Here is a 17,481-nt window from a genome sequence, read left to right on the forward strand (position 1 = left end):
TTTATGTAAAGCTGCTTGCACTTAAAGCAAGCAACAGCGTAATTCTCATCATTCATTTAGTTCTTGTACAAGCTCTTCCACAATAAGATGTGCAGGCAGTTCTTTTGCCAGCGTAAATCCAGTTCCTGCCCACAAAGAAGCGTACTCTGGATTCTTCATTTGTGTAGCTTTTGCTCGAATAGGCTTTGTCATGTAATGAATATGAGGGTAGGCGGATGGTGCTGATTTATCATAGGAAATAAAAAAGGCATTCACAAATCCTCTAGCACGTTTCCCTGTGAAAGCTCGTGTGACACCTGTTTCATTAAAACGTTTTTGAAGAATGCTTTCTTTGTGAAGAGCACTCGCTCCGCTTTCTGAACAACAAATAAAAGCCGTACCTAACTGAGCGGCAGAAGCTCCTTCTTGTAACACACGTTTGATGTCAGATCTCGTCATCAACCCTCCAGCAGCAATCAATGGCTTTTTAGTGATTGAGCGAACTTCTTTTAGCAAATTCATAAGCGGATAGTCCACCGAACCCTCTAAAAAAGTAGATCGATGGCCGCCGGCTTCAATGCCTTGCAAACATAGCGCATCCGCTCCTGCTCTCAAAGCTACTTCGGCTTCTTGAGGTGTTGTAATCGTAACGAAAACACGGCTTCCAATTCCTTTTAAACTTGCTACAATCTCTCGATCCGGGCACCCAAATGTAAAGCTCACAGCAGGTACTCGATGTTTTTGAATGATGTCGAGCTTGGCATTCCATTCATCATCATCATTCTTTGGTATACCAACTTGACACTCTAAATATTCAGCTGCTTTTGACAGTTCTTTTTGGTAACAATCAAGTGCATCAATTGCTATTTTTTCATTTGTCGGAACGAACAGATTCACTCCAAAAGGTTTTTTCGTAAGTGAGTGCATCTCTATAATTTCCTGCTCCAATTCACGCGCACTTTTATATCCCGCAGCTAAAAACCCTAGCCCTCCACTATTAGATACTGCTGCAGCTAGTTTAGGCGTCGAAACTCCTCCTGCCATGGGAGCTTGTACAATTGGATACTCACATATATTTTCCACACTTATCACCTCAGCCTTTCATGCGTTCTCTCTTCATTCTACTATAATCCCAGAAAAAAAAGCCCTCCAAAAGGGCTTTTCTTCCATATATAGATAGATTATAAATGATGCTAAAAAACGCACACTACCTGACTATTCCCTCAAAGATTCACCTATGCGGATGACACTAACCCCTCAAGGGAAGTGACAGCCGCTTAGATTTGAAAGCCAGACCTGATTGTTCTTTGATCAGGTCTGGCTTTCTACATCGATTACTTATAGTGGAGGAACTTTACGCACACAGCTTCTGGAACCGTAACATTAGATTGAAGAAGCGTTAGCTTTCCACTTTCTTGGTCTCTTTCAAACAGTACCAAATTTCCTGTTTCTTGATTAGACGCTACAATAAATTGTTCCGTTGGATCCAAAACAAAATCGCGCGGCCAGTCGCCTTCAGTGCCTGTCCATTCTACGAATGTTAACTGTCCAGAATCCTGATCTACTTTGAATGTTGCAATCGAGTTATGTCCGCGGTTTCCTGCATAGACAAAGCGGCCATCTGAAGAAATGTGGATCGCACTCCCTTGATTATTTTCTGTAAAATCAGCCGGGATCGCTAAAGTAGCTTGTTGTTGAGTAAAGCTTCCTTTACTTTCGTCATAAGTTAAAAATAAAACTTCAGAGCTGAATTCTGTCATTGCATAGGCATAGCGGCCATTTGGGTGGAACGTTAAATGTCTAGGGCCCGAACCAACAGATGTAGAAAGACTGTTGACTTCCTTCAATTTATTCTCTTCCACTTCATATGTCACGATTTCATCAATACCTAAGTCCACAACGGCCACGTGCTTTTCTCCAGGAGTAAAATCGGCATAGTGTACGTGTGGTTTTCCTTTTTGTCCTTTTTTGAGGTCTGAATGAGGATGTTCCACTACGGATGCTACATATTCAATTTCTCCTGTTTCTTCATTAACAGAATACGTCTCAACGCTCCCTTTATGAAAATTAGCAGATAAAACAAGCGTATTATCTTCATTCACTGAAACATAGCAAGGAGGCGCGCCGTCTAGCAGCTGTTTATTTACAAATTTCAATTGCCCTGTGTTTGGATCAATCTTAAAAGCAGCTACTCCGCCTTTTTCTCCTTCTTTAATAACTGTATAAAGATGTTCGTTGTCTTTGCTTGCATTTAAGTATGTAGGATTTTCAATTTTAGCCACGGCTTTTACTTCTACAATCTTTTTAGCCTTCGTATCTAACGTAAATGTATAGACACCTTCACTGCCTGCTTTTGTATATGTACCTGCAAATCCAATAAATTTTCCATGTTCACTCATTTTCCTATACCCCTCCTAAAGAATTGTTTTGTTTCATTTATTTTACTATATCATACCGCATTTGTTATAGAGAATGCTCCAATTCAATGTTCATTTATCAGTTTTCCCTACATGCCTATCGTCAAACCCTTCCTTTTTAAGCCTGCATCTTGCATTTTCCTACCATTGGGCGTTATGATTAAGGATGATTTTATATCGCCCCATAGCAGACGGCTTCTGTATTTCTTGGATTTTCAAATAAAGAAGAATGAACTAATGAATAGTCTACTTTCATCGCTATAACCGCTGCTTAACTTTTTTCGTAAAGTTACATCAAAAAAGGAGTGAACAACAATGATCACATTAAAAAGTGAACGCGAAATTAATTTAATGCACGAAGCAGGTAAATTATTAGCTTCTTGTCATAAAGAAATTGCTAAAATGATCAAACCAGGCATAACAACAATGCAAATTGATAAATTTGTTGAAGAGTACTTAGCAAAGCACGGAGCAACGCCGGAACAAAAAGGATACAAAGGATATCAATATGCAACGTGCGCTTCTTTAAATGATGAAATTTGCCACGGTTTTCCAACAACTAAACCGTTAAAAGACGGTGATATCGTAACCATTGATATGGTTGTAAATTTAAACGGAGGCTTAGCAGATTCCGCATGGACTCATACCGTTGGAGACATTTCAGACGAAGCGCAGCGTCTAGTAGATGTTACATACGAAGCGCTTTTAAAAGGAATCGAGCAAGCACAGCCAGGAAATCGCACAGGTGACATTGGCCACGCTATTCAAAGCTATGTAGAAGGCGAAAAATTCTCTGTGGTACGCGACTTCACAGGACACGGAATTGGAAATACCATGCACGAAGCGCCTACAATTCTTCACTACGGAAAAGCTGGCAAAGGTACACGTTTAAAAGAAGGTATGGTTATTACAATTGAGCCAATGGTAAACGCTGGTACATGGCATTCTAAAATGGATAAAAACGGTTGGACGGCTCGTACAACAGACGGTAAATTATCCGCTCAATTTGAACATACACTTGCGATTACGAAAAACGGTCCTCTTATTTTAACCGCACATTAAAAAAACAGCCCTTTTGAGGCTGTTTTCTTAATGTAGAGGAAATTTAATAACAAAAACTGTGCCGCGGGAAGAAGTAGATAATAATTTAATCTGTCCTCCGTGGCTTTCTAGAATACGCTGAGCAATGGGCAGACCAAGGCCTGTTCCGCTATCTTTTGAAGTGGAAAACGGCTGATACAGAGAATGCTGCATATGCAAAGGAATTCCTTTTCCAGTATCTTCAATGTATAGACAGTAGCTATCTTCATGAACCTGCGAGTAGATTGTAATGACTCCTTCTCCATCCATGGCTTCCATACTGTTTCGAATTAAATTATGAAGAACTTGTTTGATTTGTTTTTCATCTACCTTTAATATATACGGCTGCAGTTTCACATCGAAGATAAGCTTATCTTTTTCTGTGAATTTGCTTGAGTGAGTAATCAAAGGCAATAGCTCATTAATAATCTCCTGCATGCTGACTTTTTTCATCACTGGAGTCCCTGGTTTTGATAACAACAGCATTTCTTCAATGATGTAGTTAATCCTCTCTAGCTCTTTCATAAGCAGAGGTAGGTAAAAACGCTTTTTCTCCTCATCAGAAAGAGACTGATTCATAAGAGATATAAATCCATGAATCACGGCAAGAGGATTACGAATCTCATGAGCAGCTCCGGCTGCCACTTCTCCAACTAGAGCGAGTTTCTCAGACTGATGCATTCGCTTTTCTAATTCTTCGGTATCCGATATATCAATGAAATAAAAAATTCTTCCGATGCTTTCGTTCTGCTCGTTAAACAGCTGCGTTTGAGAGGCTAAAAAGCAATAGCACGTCTCTTTCGTTCCAAATAATACTTTTTTATTTTCGTGAATTTCTCCCGAATTCAACATGCTCCAAAATTCAGTATTATATTCCGGACATTCTTCCATATACCCGCAAATATCCTTTTCGTCGAGATCTAAAAACTGCTTTGCTGAGGTATTGGCAAATATACTATTTGTCTCATCTTCCACTGTAATAATTCCAACAGGCAGTGAATTTAAGATCTGCTGACGATACGCTTTATCTTTAATGATTTTCCAAAATGAATCTTCTAAACTAACCGACATTTGATTAATAGAAGCCGAAAGCTGCTTCAGCTCGATTTGCTTTGTGTCTTGAAGAACAAGACCGTATTCTCCGTCTGCAATGTCATTCACTTTTTCAATCATTTGTTCAATTGGTTTCGTAAGGCTCGCACTCATGCGATAAGAAACATAAAGAGAAGCCACAATAGCACTTACTGTTAAAATTAATAGTAAAATTAATGAATCTTTAATAATAACAGACAGTGTATCTGATAGTATATCAAGTGAATCAACCGTCTCTTCTTTTGAACTATTAATATCTTCTTTTATCTGATGCAAATCCGGCAAATAATTTTCCTTAAGATACTCTTTTGCTCCCTCTATATCTCCATACTTCAGCAGTCCTTGTACGTTATTAGAAATCTTAAAATCCAGCAGCTCAATTTTTTCCTTCAGTGGAATCAACGATTTTGGCACAGGCTGCTTATATCTTTCATTATTTTCGATAACTCGTGTATCATATGATTGATATTCTTCTATCAAAGAGACAGTGGGGTTCTTTAGATTATTTTTCACAATGTATTCTTTTATGTTCAGCTGCTCTTCCCAATAAGAAAGCCACACCATTTGAGGAACATCTTCATTTTTAATTTCGTTGCTTACATGATTCATTTTATCAACGGCATGCACTAAAACTAAAGAGAACCCGCTTAACATGAATGTAATCAAAAGAAGAATCGTTAATATTTGGCTACGGAATGACATGTTGCGAAATAATTGATTCATAATCATCTCTTTCTTTTTCATAGTTACTTCGGCTGTGTAGACATTCTAACTTTCGAATATAAAATTTGTTTTTCCCGTTTACTGTACATCGGCCCAAAAGGCGCAAGCTTATAAACACCGTCCCTGGCGTCAAGTTTGACTTCTCCAGATGGAAGACCTTTTTTACTGAAATAGTCTTTCATAATCACGTTGTAAGCTTGAGGAACATCGTTGATCACGCTGGTTAAAATAACAGACCTACCCATGTACGCCTGATCATCTAAATATCCTATTACGTACATTCCTTGTGCTTTCGCTTCTTGAATAACTTCTTGATTATACGCATTTCCTTTAGCATAAACGATATCGACGCCTTCATCTTTTAACTCACGGAGCAGCTTTACTGCTTTTACTCCATCGTCTCGGCTGTTTACAACTCGATAATAAAAAGCAATCGATGAATCGTACGCTTTTATGCCTTGTTCAAATCCTGGATTTTTTTCTTTTGCAAATGTATCGAGTAATCCAATTTTTTTCGTTTGTGTCTTCATGGCAGCTGCCGTGCCTGCCAGGTGCTCTATTTTTGTTTGATCAAATGTATATACCGTTTGGTTTTTATAAGTTGAAGTACCGTGGATGGTGACGAAATGAACATGAGGATACTTAGGAGCGAGTTCTGTAAAAACGGTAGAAAATTCTCTTCCATGTCCAATTACGACTTTTGTTCCATTTTGAATAACTTTTTCAGAAGCTTCCTTCATTTTTTGGTTCGTATTTACTTCGCTAATAACTTGAGCCGAAATAGGATACTGCTGCTCGATGTTGATTTTTCCTTTATAAGCTAGACTGCCCCAGCTTTGATCTGTCAGTACATCAGAGGTGAGAATTGCAACGCTTGTGTTTTCTACTTTTTTTGTCGTTTGCTGACTTATAATCCCTTGTGTTTTCGAAATAATAATAATTAAAAACGAAGCGACAACAATCAGGGCAAGCAATAAAATCAGCCTTAACTGTCTTGATCGTTGCATAAACCTTCTCCTTTTTGTTTAGCATACTTTCATTATATAAAAAAAGCATCTAAAAAGACTACATCTTTAACGAAATTCCAACTTTTTTCGACATTTCTTTCATATCTTACCTTTTTTAACACTTTCACTCCAAAAGAAAAAAGCAGAAAACATCTGTTTTCTGCTTCTGCCTTCAATCTTCATCTTTTACGTCCATATCTTCAGGGATAGGCTCATTTAGGTATTCTTCAATTTGTTTTTTGTACTTTTCCATTTGCTCTAAATGGGTGTTAAACTGCTCTTTATTTAATAAGTAGTTTTCACCATCAAATATAGCTCGTACTTTTCCTTCTTGAATCAATTTCTGCACATATTCTTCAGGAAAAGATAAATACTCTGCTGCTTCTTTTATCGTTAAATACATCCTGCTCCACCTTTTATACGTTGTAGTGTACTTCTTCTGTAGCTTTAACCATTAACTCATACTGACGCAAGCTCAGCTGGAATAATGTTAAAGGATCATAGTAAGCTTCAGGATTGGCTTTCATATGACTTAACACGTCTTGATTTTCATTAATATGCGCCTGTGTTTCTTCAATCGTTTCTTTTAAAACCTCTTTTGGCTTTTCAAAGAATAGTTCAATATCAACTTCTAAATTTTTCTCAAATAAATTAAATTGCATAAAAAACTTTGCCAGCATTGATTCTGTGATATCTTGATAGTCTTGACTTTCAATGTACTTTTTATATTGATTATAAAGCAGCGTTTGGTTTTGAAGAATAGAAGAAAACAGTTTTCCCGCTCCTTTTAACAAGAGCTGCGTTGGATTAACGCGAAGTAAAATATTTTCTTCATCCAGCTGAACCCGATTAGCCATACGATTAACGTCGCGGCGCCAGTCGTCCAGCACTTTAAAATCGCAGGCTAACGTTAATTTTTGCTCATTGTACATCTTATTTAATGACTCTGCTACTTCTTCAATGTCTACTTGACTCGCAATCAGCTCTTCATTTGATGTAGCAATCCAGTCCTTTAAAGAAATGCGGAACTTGGGCAGGACATCTTGCTGCAAGTGCTCTTCCACGCGCATATTCATTTGTTTATTCAGCTCAATATGAACCGTACTAAAATCGCTGTCTTCCTTCACTAATTCTGAAGACTTTTTGAGTAAACGAGGAATTTTATTTTTTAGCTTTTTGCTAATATCCTCTTTGATTCCGTGATAAGCCGAAACAATACTACTCGCTTTTTCTTGTTCTAAGTCATCTACTCGATGCAAGAAGCCATTTAATCGCACAAGCATATCTTCGTTCCATTTAATGCTTTCAATCAAATGATTTTCTGTTTGATTTCTCTTCTCCACTAAGCTCTTTAGCATGCTTTGAATGAAGAACAGCAGTCTGCGCGCACGCTCTTCTACTCCAACGTCGTTTGGATCGTAATAGAAATTAGCTTTAATAAACTGAGCCAAGTCTCCGTGGTGCTGACTCGATACGTAGTGAGGCGTATAGGCTAATACATGTGCCTGCGGGAAATCAGCTCCAATGCTTGCTTCAAATTCTTTTGTAATTCGCTCAATCGTTGCTTGATTATAAAGACTGTCCATATTGTTGATGACAAAATGAACTGGCGTATTTGGCGCATGCTCTTTGATCTCTAGCAATAATTCTCTTTCTTCATCAAGCAGCGATTCTTTTGCATCAAGCACAAACAGTAAACCATCTGCTAAAGGAGCATATTTAAATGCATCCTGTTCACGTGCCTCTTGTTCTGTAAAGCTTGGCGTAACAATGCATGAACAATTATGCTTATCAAGGAACGCAAAAGGTTTTTTCACTTCTACAAGCGCCTGGTGAGGAGATTGCTCCGCTCCGTCAATCGTTTCCATCGGAATGATTTCTTGATCAGCGATTTGCTGGATAGATTCTTCCTCATCATGAATGAACACAAAGGTTGTTTCGTGATTTTGCGGTACCTTTTCTTCCGTAATCGATCCCACAAATGAAGACGTTGCAGCATTTGTTCCTGTAATTAATAAGTGTGTCGTATGAGCATCTAATAAGAAATCTACCCACCATTTAAAGGTGTGCCCCACTTCTAAACCATTTTCATTAGCCCATTTAATAATGCCATGGCAAAGCTTATAGTGATATTCAAGACCATCAATGTCGTTACGCGCCTCAAAAATTAATCTGCCTGCATTTTCGATTGTAATGGTATCAATAGTTGACGGAAACTTTTCATTCCATGAAAGCACGGCCGCAGACGGAAATAACGCACGTGACTTATTGGTAATTTTAAGCCAGTTTGTTAATACGTTCGGAATGACTTCATGCAATTCCTTTACAGAATGATCACTTTCCATCAAGTCGGTATACGTCTCTTGATAAAGAGTTGAAATCTCTTGCCAATAATCATAGAGGCCCACTTCAATATTCAAGAAAATATCATTGATGGTTTTAATCCAAGCAAGATAAGGAGGCTGACTCTTATATTGTTTCCATAAAGCTGAGACAAGCTGTTTGAAATACACTTGATCCACTTTGTAAAATGCAATCATCACTTGATAAAAATAGTTAGGGATAAAGTTTGCTGTATATCCTTTATCTACGTAAGTCTTTAATACCGCAAACCAATTTAACGATTCCGTTCGAATACACTCATCTACCGCAAGCTCTACTGCGCTGTTAAAGTCTTCTTGCTCTTCATAAAATCTGCGTGCAATCGCCGTGACGTTTGGATAATCCGGCTGAGAAGCAACCAGCTCGTTAATAACTTCATAAGCTCGTTCAATATTGTTATGGTCCGTATAAAGCGAAAACAGCTTTAGCGCTATTTCAGCTTTTAATACTTTTGAATCCGTTTCGATGGATAGGTAAAGCTCTTCAGCGAGCGTAGACAACCCCAATTCATAATGTGCGTCGGCTGTATTTTTCTTCGCCCACAGCTTAAACTCGCCATTTACATTCTCCCACTTAAAAATCGCGGATTCAAAATCTTGATTGTGGAAGTACACTTCTCCCTGAGCTAAGCGAATGAGCGATAAGTCGTACCACTCTTTTTGCTGCTCTTCGTAATAAGCTTGTCCAAGGACCTTTACAGGCGGCTGATTTTCATTTTCTTGCATAAACGTTTCGTAATATTTCTTTTTCGTTAACTGATATTCTACCGTCATATAGTCTCTCCTTTTTGGTGTCAATATTTTATGTACTCTATCAAATTCCCTTTTTTATACTTTTCATACACGATATTTTCTTACTCATATTTTACGCAAAAAAAGCCTCAAGAACTACTCTTAAGGCTTTTTTTATAACTTTTATACTATAAAAATGGCTATTTATCATAAATGGGCGCTGAAATAACAAATAGATTAATAGGCATCCCGTCGAAACAGCCCCATTACTTCTACCGTTTCCGTAATATTTACGAAAGCTTCGGGATCCACCGATTGAATTAACTGCTTGAGGTTTGCAAGCTCATAGCGTGAAATCACCGTCATTAATATTTTACGATCTTCTCTTGAATAAGCTCCTTCACCGTTCATTAACGTCACGCCGCGCACCAAATTCGTAAGAAGCTGCTGCTTCATTTCTTCGCCTTTTCTCGTAATAATGGTTAACGTGAGCTTAATGTGGCGAGTATGAATCGCATCCACTACTTTTCCTGTGACGAAAATCGAAAGCATCGTATATAAAGCCGCGTCCCAGTTCACAAAAAAGCCTGAAACAAATACGACCACGGCATTCATCGCTGATAATATAGCGCCAAGCGGAAATTCTTTTTTATGCGTAAGAAGCATCGCAATGATATCAAATCCACCTGTCGAAGCTGACTGACGAAAAACAAACCCTACGCCAATTCCAGTTAAAACTCCTCCAAAAACAGCTGACAGAATAGGATCTGTACTAACAGCTCTCAAGGGAATCACGTATAAAGCAATTGATAAAGCCACAACGGACAGCAGGGTATGTAAAACAAACCGCTTTCCTAACTTCATAAAACCAATAATTAAAAGGGGTAAATTCAACAAAAAATTCATTGTTCCCGTGCTTGCAGGCGTTAAAATTCCTATAATCATAGCAATACCGCTAATACCGCTGCTTAGCACTTTATGGGGGATTAAAAACCAATTGTATGCAAATCCAATTAACACAGAACCTGCTATAATAGCAATTGCTCTATACATGATGTCCCTTCACCTCTTACCACAAATATAATGTTTTCATTTATTGCTTCTTTATTATAATTCCTAAAATATTGAAAACCTTAAAAAAAGTATATTCAGAAATTTGCTGTGTTGGTGAGGTGGACAAATGGCAAAATAAAACGGACATAACGGCAATTAGTGCTTTTATATCGAGCTTTATCTGCTTTTTTGTATGAGCCACTCTAACTTTGTCTTTTTCTTGCTTATTCAAAATAAAAAGCTGCTTTCTTTACTAAGATAGCAGCTTTGATGAAGAGTTATTTTAATTTTAATACAGCCACATTCTCCACATGCGTCGTATGCGGAAACATATCAACAGGCTGAACTTCAACCGTCTCATATCCGCCTTTTTCTAAAATAGCTAGGTCACGTGCGAGAGTTGCTGGTCCGCATGAAACATAGACAACTTTTTTCGGCTTCATGTCAATGATGGTATTCAAAAGAGCTTCGTCGCATCCTTTTCGCGGCGGATCTACGACGATGACGTCCGCTTTGATGCCTTGTTTGTACCAGTTTGGAATGACGACTTCTGCTTGGCCTACTTCAAATTCAGCGTTGTGAATACCGTTTAGCTCAGCGTTGCGCTTTGCATCTTCAATTGCTTCAGGCACGATTTCAACGCCATATACTTTTTTCGCTTTTTGAGCGAGAAATAACGAGATTGTTCCGATTCCACAGTAGGCGTCAATTACCGTTTCTTCTCCTGTTAAATCTGCATACTCAAGCGCTTTGTCATAAAGCACTTTCGTTTGCTCAGGGTTTACTTGGTAAAATGATTTTGCTGAAATGGCAAATTTAACGTCGCCGATATAATCGTAAATATATTCTTCTCCCCAAAGTACGTTCGTTTGGTTCCCTAAAATGACGTTTGTGCGCTTGCTGTTTACGTTTTGAACAATTGATTTCACGTTCGGCACGGCTTCGATAATGTCTTCTATAATACGCTTTTTGTTTGGCAGCTCAGCTGTACGAGTCACAATGACAACCATGATTTCACCCGTTACAAGTCCGTAGCGCGCCATGATATGACGAAGTGAGCCTTTATGTTTTTGTTCTTGATAAGCAGAAACGCCATGCTTTTCACAGATTGATTTGACAGCTTGAACAACATCATCATTTGCCTGCTGCTGAATCAAACAGGCATCCATGTTAATGATGTCGTGGCTTCGCTGCTGATAAAACCCAGCGACCAAACCGCCTTCTCGTTCTGCTACGGGAACTTGAGCTTTGTTTCGATAGCGCCAAGGATCGTTCATTCCTAGGGTCGAATGTACCGGAACGTCAGGTAAATGGCCAATTCGCGCCATGACGTCTTTTACTTGCTTTTGTTTAAATTGCAGCTGTCCTTCATAGCTTACATGCTGCAGCTGACAGCCTCCGCACTGCTTGTAGACCGGACAGGGTGCTTCAACACGCTGTTCACTAATTGTATGGTGCTTGATAAGCTTGCCAAACGCATAGCCTTTTTTTACTTTAATGACTTTTACTTGGCCGCTTTCGCCGGGCAGCGCATTTTGAACGAAAACAGGAAATCCGTTCACTTTCGCTACACCCGCTCCGTCATGCGTTAAATCTTCAAACGCAACATCTATATATTCATTTTTTTCTACAGGTGGTTTTAATTTTTCCATTTATCGTTACATCCTTTTAGTCATTTGAAAATGCTGAACTGATTGTACCATAAGAGCCAAAGCCAAACAAAGAAAAGCATGAAAAAAGATCGCAATTAGGCGATCTCATTTTTTTCCATCAATTCAGCTGTTGCTTTTGGAACAAAGATTTCTACATGGCGATATAAGTTTACAAATTCCCCAGGCAATAATCCGCCGTACTCGCCATCTAGATTTAACTGCATTTTATCATTTGTATGAATTTTAACACGGTTCGCTTTTGTGTAGATAATATGAGGATCATTGATGTGTTCTCCTCGCAGCGCAAGTGTCGCAATTCGAATAAATTCAGCTAAATTTGCTTTCTTTAAAATAATTAAATCAAACATGCCGTCATCTAAAGAAGAATCTGGTGCCAGCTTTTCAAAACCGCCGACTGAGTTCGTTAAGGAAACGAGGAAGAACATAATCTCGCCGCCAAAGAATTTTCCGTCATACTCAATTTCAACAGATGTTGGTTTAATAGAAGGAAGCATTTCCATGCCTTTTAAATAGTAAGCTAGCTGTCCAAGCATTGTTTTTAACTTGCTTGGCACTTCATATGTTAATTCAGTTAAACGGCCGCCTCCGGCGATATTTACAAAGTAATGCGTTTCTCCGTCGTTTGTTACACAGCCCAAGTCAATTGGCTTTGTTACGCCTTCTACAATGACATCAATAGCGCCTTCAATCGTACGCGGCACATTAATGGCACGAGCAAAGTCGTTGGTTGTTCCAACAGGAATAATACCTAGTTGCGGACGATAGTCTTGTCCAGCGATACCGTTTACGACTTCATTGATGGTACCGTCTCCACCGGCTGCAATTACAACGTCAAAACGACGTTCTACTGCTACTTTAGCAGCTTCTGTTGCATCACCAGCGCAAGTTGTAGCATGACAAGATGTTTCGTAGCCTGCTTGCTCTAGCTTTTGCAAGACTTCCGGTAAGTTTTTCTTAAAAATTTCACGGCCCGATGTCGGGTTATAAATAATTCTCGCTCTTTTCATATTCATCATCCTAATAATGATAATTTGTCACAAATCTTTGCCTACTTTTATCAGTGAAAGAATGCCCCCTCACATTACATCATCAACAAGAGGGGGCATGAACAAACATATTATAAAGAAATTAACCTTGATATACAATATTCACGTTTCGGTTTTTATTCATACCTTCAGCGCGATCGCCCTTACTCATAATAAATGTGAGATGGATATCCACCTCACATTTAGTTATCAAATTTAGCGTTTATTAATTTCTTCTAAAAGAATTTTATTAACCATCGGTGGGTTCGCTTGGCCTTTTGAGGCTTTCATAATTTGACCAACTAAGAAGCCAATTGCACGATCCTTACCGTTTTTGAAATCTTCAATAGATTGAGGGTTTGCATCTAATGCATCTGTTACGAATTTACGTAAAGTTGCATCATCAGAAATTTGTACAAGACCTTTTTCTTTTACAATTTTCTTTGCATCTCCGCCATTTTCAATTAATTCTTTGAATACTTTTTTCGCAATTTTAGACGAAATTGTACCTTCTTGAATTAATTGAATCATACCAGCTAGACCTTCAGGTGTTAAGGCTACATCTGAAAGTTCTTTTTGGTTTGAGTTTAAGTAAGCAGAAACTTCACCCATTAACCAGTTAGAAGATAGCTTCGCATCTCCGCCCGCAGCAAGCGTTGCTTCAAAGAAATCAGACATTTCTTTTGTTAGCGTTAATACCATTGCATCATAAGCAGGTAAGCCAAGCTCTTCTACATAGCGCTTTTTACGAGCATCTGGAAGTTCAGGAATCGAAGCACGAACGCGTTCTTTCCACTCTTCGTCGATGTGTAATTCTAATAAGTCAGGCTCTGGGAAGTAGCGGTAGTCGTCAGATCCTTCTTTTACACGCATTAGAATTGTTTCGCCCGTAGACTCGTCAAACCGGCGTGTTTCTTGCTCGATTAAGCCACCAGACAATAACACTTTTTCTTGACGAATTTCTTCGTGTTCAAGACCGCGGCGCACATAGTTAAATGAGTTTAAGTTCTTTAACTCAGCTTTTGTACCGAACTCTTCTTGTCCAACTGGACGTAAAGAAATATTGGCATCACAGCGAAGTGAACCTTCTTCCATTTTACAATCAGATACGCCTGTATATTGAATAATTGATTTTAATTTTTCTAAATAAGCATATGCTTCTTCAGGAGAACGCATATCTGCTTCTGATACAATCTCAATTAGAGGTGTACCTTGACGGTTGAAGTCTACTAGTGAATAGCCATCGCCTGTATGTGTTAGCTTACCAGCATCTTCTTCTAAATGAAGTCGGTTGATACGAATACGCTTCGTTTCACCTTTAACTTCTACTTCAATCCAACCGTTCTCGCCAATTGGTTTATCAAATTGAGAGATTTGATAAGCTTTTGGGTTATCCGGATAGAAATAGTTTTTACGGTCAAACTTTGTATCTGTTGCGATTTCACAGTTTAGCGCAAGCGCTGCTTTCATTGCAAAATCAACTGCTTCTTTGTTTAACACAGGTAACACGCCAGGATAACCTAAGTCAATTACACTTGTGTTAGCATTTGGAGCCGCACCAAATGCGTTTGGACTTGCTGAGAAAATTTTAGATTTTGTCTTAAGCTCAACGTGTACTTCAAGACCAATAATCGTTTCAAAGTTCATCTTTATCTCACCCCTTACAGTGCTGGTTTCGCTTTATGATGCTCAGTTGCTTGTTCGAATGCATGAGCAACACGATAGATTGTGCTTTCGTCGAAATGCTTACCGATAATTTGTAACCCTAATGGCAATCCATTTGATAAGCCGCAAGGCACAGAAATACCAGGTACTCCAGCAAGGTTTACTGGGATTGTTAAAATATCGTTTGCATACATTGTTAATGGATCATCTGTTTTCTCACCAATTTTGAATGATGGAGTTGGCGTAGTTGGCCCAATGATAACGTCATAGTTTTCAAATACAGACTCAAAGTCTTGCTTGATTAACGTACGTACTTGCTGTGCTTTTTTGTAGTAAGCATCATAATAACCAGAGCTTAACGCAAATGTTCCAAGCATGATACGGCGTTTTACTTCGTTTCCAAAGCCTTCGCTTCGAGACTGCTTGTACATTTCAATTAAGTTCTCAGCATTATCTGTACGATATCCGTAGCGAACGCCGTCAAAACGAGATAAGTTAGCAGACGCTTCAGAAGAAGATAATAGATAATACGTAGCTAATGCGTATTTAGAGTGTGGAAGTGATACTTCTTCCCAAGTTGCGCCTAGTCCTTCTAACACTTTTAGTGCATCTAAAACAGACTGGCGAGCTTCTTCGCCCACACCTTCGCCTAAGTATTCTTTCGGAACAGCAATTTTAAGACCTTTTACGTCACCTGTTAAAGCAGATACATAATCCGGTACATCAACATTAGCGGAAGTAGAATCCATTGGGTCTACGCCTGAAATTGCTTGAAGTAAGTATGCATTATCTTCAACAGAATTTGTGATTGGTCCGATTTGATCTAAAGAAGATGCAAATGCCACTAATCCGTAACGAGATACGCGACCATACGTTGGTTTTAATCCGACAACACCGCAATAAGCAGCTGGCTGACGAATTGAACCACCTGTATCAGAACCTAAAGAAAACGGAACTTCTCCTGCTGCTACAGCTGCAGCTGAACCACCGCTAGATCCACCTGGTACGTAATCTAAATTCCATGGGTTGCGCGTTAACTGAAGACCTGAGTTTTCAGTTGAAGAACCCATTGCGAATTCATCCATATTTAATTTACCGATTGTTACCGCTTCAGCTGCCTGCAATTTTTGAACAACTGTTGCATCATAAATCGGATCAAAGTTTGCTAGAATTTTACTAGAGCAAGTTGTACGCAAATCTTTTGTGACAATATTATCTTTTACACCGATTGGCATACCAAATAATAGGCCAAATTCATCTTTTGTTTGTAGTGCTTCATCTAGCTCTTTTGCATAAGCACGAGCATTGTCTTCATTAAGCGCTAAGAACGCACCTACTTTATCATCTACTTCATTAATACGTTTATATGATTCGTCTACTAAATCTTGTACACGTACTTCTTTCTTGTGTAAAAGGCTATGTAGTTCTGAAAGTTTACGATCGAATAAAGACATCGTAAAGCCTCCTTCCTTATTCTAAAATAGTTGGCACTCGAATGTAGCCATCCTTGTGGTCTGGCGCATTTTTTACTACGTCTTCAATTGGTAAACCTTTAGCTGGCTTATCTTCACGCATTACGTTTTTCATATCCAATACGTGAGAAGTTGGTTTTACATTTGTAGTATCTAACTCATCTAATTGTTCTGCATATGTAATAATAGCATCTAATTGTTTTGTAAATAGTTCTGCTTCGTCATCCGTCACCGCAAGTCTCGCTAAGTTTGCAACGTGTTTTACTTGATCAACAGAAATTCTTGACATGTTCCTTCACCTCCGAATATTCGTCCCACTACAATATACTGATAATACCAAACTTCACTAGCAACAGGCAACATTTCTGAGACTAGTTCCTAAAATATTAAAAACCCCGCCAGGCAAGACAGGGCTTACATTTGTCACTTCTATTTTATACCAAATCTATTTCACTCAAACAACATTCCATACTTTTCCTTCGTCATAAAATATTTCTCTCTTGCATAGGTATAAAATAACCTTCTTTTTAGAAAAGATAGATAGAAAGAGAAACATGCTTCAGATGAACACACCACCATGTTTTAATTTCACTAGTCTTTGGGAAAGTAAAGAAAACGAATAACTACTTTACCGTAAAAGAGGTGCTATAAAAATTGAATAAAATACTTATACAGTCAGTCATCCACCAGCGCCCTGTGTATCAGCAAAGCGGAAGATGGTTTGTATTAGATGAAGAATTCAAGTGGGATTTGCCCACCTTGCAAAAAGATGTTTTTGCTTGTTTAAATAAAGCCTTTCATATTCCTATCATTTTTTGTGATTCATGCGAAGCCAATAAAATTGTCTCTGCTCTTGGAGAAGAAGAAGCAGAATACCTGCAGTTTGCATCAGGCGTTTACTGGCGAGAAGTCGGCATTATATTTATTTTTAAATTTGATGACTATCTTCCGCTTATTGAAACGATCTTTCACGAGCTGCGCCACTATATTCAAGATCACATCCCTTATTATCAGAAAGAATTTGAGCTGGATAAAAAGCGCCCGTATGAAGAGCGGACAACCGAACAAGATGCGTTTGCATTTGCTGCTTATTATCTTGCTAAGTTTACGAGACAAAATTCTCACGCCATTTCTTCATAGGAGGCAATTTCATAGAATTGAAAAAAGACACTGCTTGAGCAG

Annotated in this window: 15 protein-coding genes; 2 read left to right on the forward strand and 13 right to left on the reverse strand. The window is 38.6% G+C overall.

The features are described from left to right. Positions 1-48: 48 nt before the first annotated feature. Entirely contained in the window at positions 49-1,062 is a 1,014-nt protein-coding gene (locus tag AC1DEF_RS23895; protein WP_097824737.1) for a nitronate monooxygenase, read from the reverse strand. 251 nt (positions 1,063-1,313) lie between these two features. Then, positions 1,314-2,378: a lactonase family protein gene (locus tag AC1DEF_RS23900; protein WP_025752899.1), complete on the reverse strand. Its 1,065-nt coding sequence runs from the start codon at positions 2,376-2,378 to the stop codon at positions 1,314-1,316. A 333-nt stretch (positions 2,379-2,711) separates the two neighbouring features. Here AC1DEF_RS23900 and map point away from each other — a divergent pair, with 333 nt between their 5' ends. After that, entirely contained in the window at positions 2,712-3,458 is a 747-nt protein-coding gene (gene map, locus AC1DEF_RS23905; RefSeq protein ID WP_025752900.1) for a type I methionyl aminopeptidase, read from the forward strand. A 27-nt stretch (positions 3,459-3,485) separates the two neighbouring features. On the opposite strand, the gene AC1DEF_RS23910 is transcribed toward map, so the two are convergent. The 11 genes from AC1DEF_RS23910 to gatC all read right to left on the reverse strand — a co-directional run bounded on the left by AC1DEF_RS23910 (position 3,486) and on the right by gatC (position 16,588). After that, positions 3,486-5,291: an ATP-binding protein gene (locus tag AC1DEF_RS23910; RefSeq protein WP_097824736.1), complete on the reverse strand. Its 1,806-nt coding sequence runs from the start codon at positions 5,289-5,291 to the stop codon at positions 3,486-3,488. A gap of 23 nt (positions 5,292-5,314) precedes the next feature. Beyond that, positions 5,315-6,298 carry a BMP family ABC transporter substrate-binding protein gene (locus tag AC1DEF_RS23915; RefSeq protein WP_097824735.1) on the reverse strand — a complete coding sequence of 328 codons (984 nt, stop codon included), beginning with the start codon at positions 6,296-6,298 and terminating at the stop codon, positions 5,315-5,317. Positions 6,299-6,470: 172 nt separating this feature from the next. After that, positions 6,471-6,701: a helix-turn-helix domain-containing protein gene (locus AC1DEF_RS23920; RefSeq protein ID WP_013055062.1), complete on the reverse strand. Its 231-nt coding sequence runs from the start codon at positions 6,699-6,701 to the stop codon at positions 6,471-6,473. 13 nt (positions 6,702-6,714) lie between these two features. Continuing rightward, positions 6,715-9,453 (reverse strand): GTPase domain-containing protein, encoded by a 2,739-nt coding sequence (locus AC1DEF_RS23925; RefSeq protein WP_097824734.1) that lies wholly within the window; start codon positions 9,451-9,453, stop codon positions 6,715-6,717. Between the two features lie 195 nt (positions 9,454-9,648). Then, positions 9,649-10,464: a YitT family protein gene (locus AC1DEF_RS23930; RefSeq protein WP_013055060.1), complete on the reverse strand. Its 816-nt coding sequence runs from the start codon at positions 10,462-10,464 to the stop codon at positions 9,649-9,651. Between the two features lie 40 nt (positions 10,465-10,504). Further along, entirely contained in the window at positions 10,505-10,696 is a 192-nt protein-coding gene (locus AC1DEF_RS23935; RefSeq protein WP_141425883.1) for a hypothetical protein, read from the reverse strand. Positions 10,697-10,742: 46 nt separating this feature from the next. Continuing rightward, the gene (rlmD, locus tag AC1DEF_RS23940) at positions 10,743-12,116 is read right to left on the reverse strand and encodes a 23S rRNA (uracil(1939)-C(5))-methyltransferase RlmD (RefSeq protein ID WP_097824733.1); all 1,374 of its coding nucleotides are present in this window, start codon (positions 12,114-12,116) and stop codon (positions 10,743-10,745) included. A gap of 95 nt (positions 12,117-12,211) precedes the next feature. Next, positions 12,212-13,144: a diacylglycerol kinase gene (locus tag AC1DEF_RS23945; protein ID WP_016762783.1), complete on the reverse strand. Its 933-nt coding sequence runs from the start codon at positions 13,142-13,144 to the stop codon at positions 12,212-12,214. Positions 13,145-13,378: 234 nt separating this feature from the next. Then, positions 13,379-14,809 carry an Asp-tRNA(Asn)/Glu-tRNA(Gln) amidotransferase subunit GatB gene (gene gatB / locus AC1DEF_RS23950; protein ID WP_013055057.1) on the reverse strand — a complete coding sequence of 477 codons (1,431 nt, stop codon included), beginning with the start codon at positions 14,807-14,809 and terminating at the stop codon, positions 13,379-13,381. A 14-nt stretch (positions 14,810-14,823) separates the two neighbouring features. Further along, positions 14,824-16,281 (reverse strand): Asp-tRNA(Asn)/Glu-tRNA(Gln) amidotransferase subunit GatA, encoded by a 1,458-nt coding sequence (gene gatA / locus AC1DEF_RS23955; RefSeq protein ID WP_013055056.1) that lies wholly within the window; start codon positions 16,279-16,281, stop codon positions 14,824-14,826. 16 nt (positions 16,282-16,297) lie between these two features. After that, entirely contained in the window at positions 16,298-16,588 is a 291-nt protein-coding gene (gatC, locus tag AC1DEF_RS23960; protein WP_013055055.1) for an Asp-tRNA(Asn)/Glu-tRNA(Gln) amidotransferase subunit GatC, read from the reverse strand. Positions 16,589-16,953: 365 nt separating this feature from the next. Between gatC and AC1DEF_RS23965 the strand changes: the two genes are divergently transcribed. Continuing rightward, complete coding sequence (locus tag AC1DEF_RS23965) at positions 16,954-17,439, forward strand: DUF3920 family protein (protein ID WP_043975804.1); 486 nt, start codon at positions 16,954-16,956, stop codon at positions 17,437-17,439. Positions 17,440-17,481: the final 42 nt, after the last annotated feature.

The organism is Priestia sp. 10L35 (assembly GCF_056395685.1).

What these genes read in the sequence shown, in the direction of transcription:
- rlmD (WP_097824733.1), bottom strand. Translation starts at nt 12,116, where the DNA reads ATGGAAAAATTAAAACCACCTGTAGAAAAAAATGAATATATAGATGTT.
- gatB (WP_013055057.1), bottom strand. Translation starts at nt 14,809, where the DNA reads ATGAACTTTGAAACGATTATTGGTCTTGAAGTACACGTTGAGCTTAAG.
- AC1DEF_RS23915 (WP_097824735.1), bottom strand. Translation starts at nt 6,298, where the DNA reads ATGCAACGATCAAGACAGTTAAGGCTGATTTTATTGCTTGCCCTGATT.
- map (WP_025752900.1), top strand. Translation starts at nt 2,712, where the DNA reads ATGATCACATTAAAAAGTGAACGCGAAATTAATTTAATGCACGAAGCA.
- gatC (WP_013055055.1), bottom strand. Translation starts at nt 16,588, where the DNA reads ATGTCAAGAATTTCTGTTGATCAAGTAAAACACGTTGCAAACTTAGCG.
- gatA (WP_013055056.1), bottom strand. Translation starts at nt 16,281, where the DNA reads ATGTCTTTATTCGATCGTAAACTTTCAGAACTACATAGCCTTTTACAC.
- AC1DEF_RS23925 (WP_097824734.1), bottom strand. Translation starts at nt 9,453, where the DNA reads ATGACGGTAGAATATCAGTTAACGAAAAAGAAATATTACGAAACGTTT.
- AC1DEF_RS23900 (WP_025752899.1), bottom strand. Translation starts at nt 2,378, where the DNA reads ATGAGTGAACATGGAAAATTTATTGGATTTGCAGGTACATATACAAAA.
- AC1DEF_RS23945 (WP_016762783.1), bottom strand. Translation starts at nt 13,144, where the DNA reads ATGAAAAGAGCGAGAATTATTTATAACCCGACATCGGGCCGTGAAATT.
- AC1DEF_RS23910 (WP_097824736.1), bottom strand. Translation starts at nt 5,291, where the DNA reads ATGAATCAATTATTTCGCAACATGTCATTCCGTAGCCAAATATTAACG.
- AC1DEF_RS23930 (WP_013055060.1), bottom strand. Translation starts at nt 10,464, where the DNA reads ATGTATAGAGCAATTGCTATTATAGCAGGTTCTGTGTTAATTGGATTT.
- AC1DEF_RS23920 (WP_013055062.1), bottom strand. Translation starts at nt 6,701, where the DNA reads ATGTATTTAACGATAAAAGAAGCAGCAGAGTATTTATCTTTTCCTGAA.